At 73.0% G+C, this 7,441-nt stretch carries 6 protein-coding genes and 1 pseudogene; all 7 read left to right on the top strand.

The features are described 5' to 3' along the window. Positions 1-203, top strand: a pseudogene (locus tag EYA84_RS22355) (GNAT family N-acetyltransferase); the annotation flags it as partial. After that, positions 200-1,147 (top strand): 1-acyl-sn-glycerol-3-phosphate acyltransferase, encoded by a 948-nt coding sequence (locus EYA84_RS22350; RefSeq protein ID WP_131055003.1) that lies wholly within the window; start codon positions 200-202, stop codon positions 1,145-1,147. The pseudogene EYA84_RS22355 and the gene EYA84_RS22350, both read left to right, overlap by 4 nt. Before the next feature lie 71 nt (positions 1,148-1,218). Next, positions 1,219-1,920: a response regulator transcription factor gene (locus EYA84_RS22345; RefSeq protein ID WP_131055002.1), complete on the top strand. Its 702-nt coding sequence runs from the start codon at positions 1,219-1,221 to the stop codon at positions 1,918-1,920. Continuing rightward, on the top strand, positions 1,917-3,476 hold the full coding sequence (locus EYA84_RS22340; protein WP_131055001.1) for a HAMP domain-containing sensor histidine kinase: 1,560 nt from the start codon (positions 1,917-1,919) through the stop codon (positions 3,474-3,476). The genes EYA84_RS22345 and EYA84_RS22340 overlap by 4 nt, the downstream gene beginning before the upstream one ends. A 62-nt stretch (positions 3,477-3,538) precedes the next feature. Further along, positions 3,539-5,284, top strand: a complete 1,746-nt coding sequence (locus EYA84_RS33585; protein WP_236145903.1) for a trypsin-like peptidase domain-containing protein — start codon at positions 3,539-3,541, stop codon at positions 5,282-5,284. 180 nt (positions 5,285-5,464) lie between these two features. Beyond that, positions 5,465-6,136 carry a BON domain-containing protein gene (locus EYA84_RS22330; protein ID WP_131055000.1) on the top strand — a complete coding sequence of 224 codons (672 nt, stop codon included), beginning with the start codon at positions 5,465-5,467 and terminating at the stop codon, positions 6,134-6,136. A 148-nt stretch (positions 6,137-6,284) separates the two neighbouring features. Next, a complete protein-coding gene (locus EYA84_RS22325) occupies positions 6,285-7,346 on the top strand; it encodes a glycosyltransferase family 4 protein (RefSeq protein WP_131055004.1) in 1,062 nt (353 codons plus the stop codon). Positions 7,347-7,441: the final 95 nt, after the last annotated feature.

The following is a 7,441-nucleotide window of genomic DNA, read 5'->3' as shown; positions in this document are numbered from 1 at the left end:
AGCCGGGCGTGCCGCGCGTGCCGGTGGCGGGTGCCGCCGGGCTGATCCCGCCGCTGCTCCGCGGTTACCTGCGGCTCGGTGCCCAGGTCTGCGGCGAGCCGGGGTACGACCCGGACTTCGGGGTGGCCGACTACTACGTGCTGCTCGACCTGGACCGGATGAACCCCCGCTACCGGCGGCACTTCCTCGGTGGTCGACCGTGACCGCGCTCGCCCACCCGCTGTGGCGACCCGACTCCACCTGCGGTCCGGAGTGCCTGTCCCGCACCGACGACACCCACACCGTCCCGGTGGCCCGACGGCTGCTCCGGGCCACCGCCCTGCTCGGCATGCTCGGGCTCGGCGTCGGGGTGGCCGCGCTGCTCCCGCTGCTGCCCGCCGGCGAGTGGGCGGGCCTGACCAGCGCCTGGGCCCGCGCCACGGCCCGGGCCTGCGGGGTGCGTCTGCGGGTACGCGGGCGGCTGCCCCGGCGGCGGGTCCTGCTGGTCGCCAACCACGTCTCCTGGTGGGACGTGCCGGCGCTGCTGGCGGTCGCCCCGGCCCGGTTGGTGGCCAAGCGGGAGGTCGGTCGCTGGCCGCTGGTGGGCCTGCTGGCCCGGGCGGCGGGCACGGTCTTCGTGGACCGCACCCGCCCGCGCCGCCTGCCGGCCACCGTGGACCGGGTGGCGGCGACCCTGCGGGCGGGCCGCTCCGTCGCGGTGTTCCCGGAGGGCACCACCTGGTGCGGTACGGGTGCCGCCTGCCGCCCTCGGACCGGCTTCCGGCCGGCGATGTTCCAGGCCGCGATCGACGCCGGGGCGCCCGTGGTGCCGCTGCGGATCGGCTACCGGCTCGGGACGACCGGACCAGCCACCACGGCACCGGCCTTCCTCGGCGCGGAGAGCCTGCTGCGGTCGGTCTGCCGGGTGCTCGCCCTGCGGGAGCTGACCGTCACCGTGGAGATCGCCGCGCCGCTGTACCCGACCCGTACCGCCGACCGTCGGGCGCTCGCCCGGGTCGCCGAATCGGCGGTGCACCTCGTACCGTCGTCGGCGGGTGTGCCGCCCACCGCGCCGGTGCCGGTACGGTCGCTGTGGAGGCCCCCGCAGCGTGTGGTCGGGCCGTCGCCGACCGGTACGACCGGACCCGAGATGCCGCTCGCCGCCTGAGCCGTTCGCTCACAGGGTTTTTTCAGTGACCGCCCAGCATGGGCGCAGCGACTGCGCGGATGATGGGCGGCATGGCGGCTACCCAGACCGAGGCCCGACTGCTCGTGGTCGAGGACGATCCCAACATCCTCGAACTGCTCTCCGCGAGCCTGCGGTTCGCCGGGTTCGACGTGGCCACCGCCACCAGCGGCAGCGCCGCGCTCAGCGCGGCCCGGGACCACCGGCCCGATCTGGTGGTGCTCGACGTGATGCTGCCGGACCTGGACGGCTTCGAGGTGATCCGGATGATGCGCGAGGGCGGCACCCGTACGCCGGTGGTCTTCCTCACCGCCCGGGACGCCACCGACGACAAGATCCGTGGGTTGACCCTCGGCGGCGACGACTACGTCACCAAGCCGTTCAGCCTGGAGGAGTTGACCGCCCGGATCCGGGCGGTGCTGCGCCGCACCAGCACCGGCGAGCAGACGCCCGCCCGCCTCACCTTCGCCGACCTGGAGCTGGACGAGGAGACCCACGAGGTGTATCGGGCCGGTCAGCGGGTCCAGCTCTCGCCGACCGAGTTCAAGCTGCTGCGTTACCTGATGCTCAACGCCAACCGGGTGCTCTCCAAGGCGCAGATCCTCGACCACGTCTGGAACTACGACTTCCGGGGCGACGACAACATCGTCGAGTCCTACATCTCCTACCTGCGGCGCAAGGTCGACACCATCGAGCCCCGGCTCATCCACACCCTGCGGGGGGTCGGGTACGTACTCCGCAAGCCGGCGGCGTGAACCCGGTCCAGCAGGGCAAGACCCGACTCCGCTCGGTACCGCTGCGGGTCAAGCTCGTCGCGGCCGTACTCGCGTTGGTCGCGGCTGCGCTGCTGGTTATCGCCTCGCTGACCACGATCTTCCTCCGCAGCTACCTGGTCGGGCAGATCGACACACAGTTGCGAGGCTCGGGCCAGACGCTCGGTCCGCTGGTCCCCCTGATGAAGACCGGCCGGGTGGGAGCGATGCTGCCCAGCGACTACTTCGTGGTGCTGGCGAACCCGGAACTCGGCCTCACCCGGCCGTACTACGACGACAACACCTTCGGTCCGCAGCAGTTGCCGCGCGTCCCCGACGACGTGCAGGGTTTCTCCGAGCGGGTGGGGGAGCCCAGGACCGTGACGTCGTGGGACGGGCACACCCGGTGGCGGATGTACTACGTCGAGGTGTCCGACGGCGAGGTGTTGGCGATCGGGCAGCACCTCACCGAGGTCGAGGCGGCGGTCAAGCGGCTCATCCTGATCGACATGCTGGTCGGTGGGGCGGTGCTGATCCTGCTCGCCTCGGTCGGCGCGGCCATCGTGCGGACCAGCCTGAAACCGTTGGTGGAGATCGAACGTACCGCCGCCGCGATCGCCGGGGGTGACCTCAGCCGCCGGGTGCCCGACCCCGAGTACGGGCAACCCTGCCCCACCTCGGAGCTGGGTCGGCTGTCCCGTGCGTTGAACGCGATGCTCAGCCAGATCGAGATGGCCTTCACCGCCCGTGCGGCGTCCGAGTTCGCGGCCCGCTCCGCCGAGAGCGCCGCCCGGGAGGCGGCGGAGGCGGCCCGTGCCTCCGAGGCGCGATCCCGCCGCTCCGAGGAGCGGATGCGGCAGTTCGTCGCGGACGCCTCGCACGAGCTGCGGACCCCGCTGACCACCATCCGGGGCTTCGCCGAGCTGTACCGGCAGGGTGCGGCCCGCGCCCCCGAGCAGACCTCCGACCTGCTGCGTCGGATCGAGGACGAGGCGTCCCGGATGGGTCTGCTGGTGGAGGACCTGCTGCTGCTGGCCCGGCTGGACCTGGAGCGGCCGTTGTCGCTCGCCCCGGTGGAACTGCCCGTGCTGGCCGCCGACGCGGTGGAGGCGGCCCGGGCGACCGCGCCGGACCGGCGGATCGAGCTGGAGATCCAGTCGGGTTCCGGGCCGTTGGTGGTGCGCGGCGACGACGCCCGGCTGCGGCAGGTGATCGGCAACCTGATGACGAACGCGCTGCGGCACACCCCATCGGAGGCGTCGGTGACGCTGCGGCTGCGCGCCGAACCCGGCGACCTGGCGGTGATCGAGGTCGCCGACACCGGGCCGGGGCTCACCGGCGAGCAGGCGGAACGGGTCTTCGAACGCTTCTACCGGGCAGACGCCTCGCGGACCCGACGCAGTGGGTCGTACACCGGTACCGGCCTGGGCCTGGCCATCGTCGCGGCGCTGGTGTCGGTGCACCAGGGCACCGTGGAGGTGACCGACACACCGGGTGGGGGTGCCACCTTCCGGATCCGGCTGCCGTTGGCGCCCGCCACGGACATCGATGACGAATGATTTTCAGCGAACGCTCAGGCCCGGCTAAGGCGGAACGCAGTGCGATGGGTAAAGGTAGAGGCATGAGCGAGTACGAGTCCGACCCGCGCCGGCCGGCACCGACCGACGCCGAGCCGTCGCATCCCGAGCTGTCCCGTGCCGAGTACGCGCGGACCGACTCTCCTGGCATTCCGGCCTCCGGCGGCGGTGCCGACCGGACCGCCGAGGCGCCGACCGTCCCGGTGCGGGCGGTCGACGCGCCGGGCACCCGTGGGCAGGACAACGAGCCCACGATGACCGGCCTACCCACCGCCGGCTCGGCTCCGCCGGCCTCCGGTCGACCCACCTGGTCGCCGTCGGGTGGGCAACCGCACCAGCCCGGCCAGCCGGTCTCCGCCCAGCCCGGCTACGGCAGCCCTGCCGGCTACGGCGCCCCGTCCGGCTACGCCGCGCAGTCTGGTTACGGCAGCCAGTCCGGTTACGGCGCGCAGTCCGGCTACGGCGCGCAGTCCGGCTACGGCGCCCAGCCGGGCCAGTCCGGTCAGTCCGGCTACGGCGGCCAGTCCGGTCAGTCCGGGTACGGGGGCCAGCCCGGTCAGCCCGGTCAGTCCGGCTACCCCCAATCCGGTGCCGGCTACTCCGGCGCGTCCTGGTACCCGAGCCAGTCGAGCTGGAGCGGCGGCACCCAGAGCGGCGGCTCCGGGCATTCGGGCTACCCGGGTCAGCCGGGGGCACCGGGCGGCTACCCGGGCCAGCCCGCCCCGTGGGGACCGGCCCCGTCCCAGGGGTCCAAGCCGGGGCGGGTCGCCAAGTTCATCGGCGCCGGTGTCGCGGTGTTCGTGCTGATGCTCGGCAGCGGTGTGGCCGGCGGGTCGCTCGCGCTGATGCTGAACGACGGCGGCAGCGGGAACCGCACGTTCTCCGCCGCGCCGGTGATCGACGGTGCCGACCTGCCGCGTATCGCCGCTTCCGTGCAGGACAGCGTGGTGTCGATCAGCACCGACAGCGGCGGGGGCTCCGGGGTGGTGCTGAGCGCCGACGGTTTCGTGCTGACCAACAACCACGTGATCGCCAACGGCGGCGACAACGTCCGGGTGATCTTCGCGAACGGCACCACCGCACGGGCCGAGATCGTCGGCACCGACCCGAAGACCGACCTGGCGGTGCTGAAGGCGAACGGGGTCACGAACCTCCAGGCCGCCACGTTCGGCGACAGCGACGCCATGCAGGTCGGCGACACGGTGCTCGCGTTGGGCAGCCCGCTCGGCCTCCAGGGCTCGGTGACGGCGGGCATCCTCAGCGCCCGGGACCGCACCATCCAGGCCGGCAGCGGACAGCCCGGCCAGTCGGCCAGCTCGATCTCCGGGCTGTTGCAGACCGACGCGCCGATCAACCCCGGTAACTCCGGCGGTGCGCTGGTCAACACGCGGGGCGAGGTGATCGGCATCAACACCGCCATCGCCACCTCCGGGCAGGGCTCCAGCGGCAACATCGGCGTGGGCTTCGCGATCCCCAGCAACAAGGCCAAGGACGTCACGGACAAGCTGCGACGCGGCGAGAAGATCAGCCACCCGTCGCTCGGGGTGAGTGTGAACGCTGCGCCCGGCGGCGGTGCGATGGTCGGTTCCCTGCTTCCGGGCGGTGCCGCCGAGCGGGCCGGCCTGCAACTGGGCGATGTGATCATCCGCTTCGGCGACAAGCGGATCAACGACTCCACCGACCTGGTCGGGGCCGTGCAGGCCGGCAAGGTCGGTGACCAGGTCGAGGTGGCCTACGTGCGGAACAGCGCCGAGGCGACGGTGACCGTGACGCTCGCCGAGGCGTCCTGACGCACGGATCTGCTTCCTCCCTCCGGGGCGGTGGGTGGCGCGGCCAAGGGGGTTGGTCGCGGCACCCGCCGCCCCTCTTCGTGGTCCCGGGACGGGTCACCCGCAGCGGGTGACCCGCGCTCACCCGGTATTCGGGCAGGCTCGGCGCTGCGGGAGCAGGTCAGGCGGATGGGGGGACCCATGACCACGGCAGCGACGGCCCGGACCGACGACCGGGTCCAGCGGGACGTACTGGACGAGCTCGACTGGGATCCGCGGGTACGCGGAACCGACATCGGGGTCACCGTGCACGACGGGGTGGTGACGCTGACCGGTGCGGTGGACGGTGCGGCCCGCAGGTGGGCGGCGGTCGGTGCGGCCCGACGGGTACGCGGCGTCCGCGCGATAGCCGACGAGATCGAGGTGCGTCCCGCCGGGCCGGACGGGATCACCGACGGCGAACTGGCGATCGCGGCCGCTCGGGCGTTGGAGTGGAACAGTTTCGTGCCGGCCGAACGCCTGGACGTCACCGTCGCCGCCGGTTGGCTGATGCTGCGCGGCGAGGTGGAGTTCGGGTGGCAACGGCGTACCGCCGAGCGGGAGTTGCGCCGGCTGCGGGGCGTACGCGGGGTGACGAACCTGGTCGGGGTGCGGTCCGCCGTCCCGCCCGACGGCGACCGGGTACGCCGCGACGTGCAACGTGCCCTGCTGCGCGGTATCGGCACGGAACGGGTGACCGTGCAGGTCAGCGGCGACACGGTGACCCTGACCGGGGTGGTGCGGTCGTGGTGGGAACGCGACCAGGCGGAACGGATGGCCTGGTCGGCCGAGGGGGTGTCGGTGGTACGCGACGAACTGATCGTGGGCGGCTGAGCCGCGATGCGGTGTCCCGTTTGCCGGCGGCGGCACCGGGAAACCGCTTCGATCCCCGACCGCCGTACCGGGGATCGGGGCCAGCGGAGACGGACGGGGAGGGCTCGTGGCCGACAACGTTCCCTGGGAACGCCCACTACGGATCGCGATGGTGGTGCCACCCTGGCTGTCCGTGCCCCCGCCCGGCTACGGCGGGTTGGAGCAGGTGGTGGCGGGCCTGGTGGACGCCCTGGTCGACCGGGGACACGCGGTGACCCTGATGGGCGCCGGTGCGGCGCACGGCACCGCGGGCGACTTCCTCGCCACCCTCGACGAGTTGCAGTACGACCGGCTCGGCGAGTCACTGCCCGAACTGGCCCATCTGGCCCGGGTGAACCATCTGCTCAGCGCGGCCGACTTCGACGTCGTGCACGACCACACCACGATCGGTCCGCTGGTCGCCGGACGTCGCGCGGTGCCCACCGTGGCGACCGTGCACGGCAACCCGGTGGGCGAGTACGGCACCGTGCTCAGCGACACCGACCAGGGCGTCGGTCTGGTCGCCATCTCGCATGCCCAACGGCGGCTGAACCCGCGACTGCCCTGGGTCGGCACCGTGCACAACGCGATGGAGGTCGGCGGGTTCCCGCGTAAGACCGCAGCCGGTGACGGGCCGGTGCTGTGGCTCGCCCGTTTCAGTCCGGACAAGGGGCCGGACCTGGCCATCCGTGCCTGCCGGGAGGCCGGCCTGGCGTTGGTGCTGGCCGGCAAGTGCAGCGAGCCGGCGGAGCAGCGGTACTTCGACGAGGTCGTCCGACCGCTGCTCGGCCCGGACGTCACGGTGGTCCGCGACGCCGACCGGGAGGTCGCGCTGCGGCTGCTGGTCGAGGCGTCCTGCCTCATCATGCCGATCCAGTGGGAGGAGCCCTTCGGCATCGTCATGCTGGAGGCGATGGCCACCGGCACGCCGGTGGTGGCGTTGCGCCGGGGCGCGGTGCCGGAGCTGGTCCGGCCCGGGGTGACCGGGTTGATCTGCGAGCGTCCGGAGGAGTTGCCGGCGGCGTTGCGCGAGGCACCCCGCCTCGACCCGGCGGACTGCGTGGCGCACGTGGCCCGGACCTTCTCGGTGGAGCGGATGGCGGCCGGCTACGAGGAGGTGTACCGCCGGTTCCTGGCGGCGGCCACCCCACGGTCCGCGACACGGGAACCGGCTCGGGTGACCCGCGCCTAGGGCCTGTGTCGAAGTCCCTGGCCGGCCTGCGGCGGGCCCAGGCGACGACCGGCCGCGTTGGGAATTGGTCCGGATACAACACCGGTATCCGGACC

The organism is Verrucosispora sp. SN26_14.1, assembly GCF_004307965.1.
Taxonomy (GTDB): Bacteria; Actinomycetota; Actinomycetes; order Mycobacteriales; family Micromonosporaceae; genus Micromonospora.
The sequence above is the reverse complement of the archived record's forward strand: the minus strand, read 5'-3'. Positions and strand labels throughout refer to the sequence as shown.

Excerpts from the sequence above, each read along its gene's own strand:
- EYA84_RS22345 (WP_131055002.1), top strand. The coding sequence starts at position 1,219 with ATGGCGGCTACCCAGACCGAGGCCCGACTGCTCGTGGTCGAGGACGAT.
- EYA84_RS22325 (WP_131055004.1), top strand. The coding sequence starts at position 6,285 with ATGGTGGTGCCACCCTGGCTGTCCGTGCCCCCGCCCGGCTACGGCGGG.
- EYA84_RS33585 (WP_236145903.1), top strand. The coding sequence starts at position 3,539 with ATGAGCGAGTACGAGTCCGACCCGCGCCGGCCGGCACCGACCGACGCC.
- EYA84_RS22330 (WP_131055000.1), top strand. The coding sequence starts at position 5,465 with ATGACCACGGCAGCGACGGCCCGGACCGACGACCGGGTCCAGCGGGAC.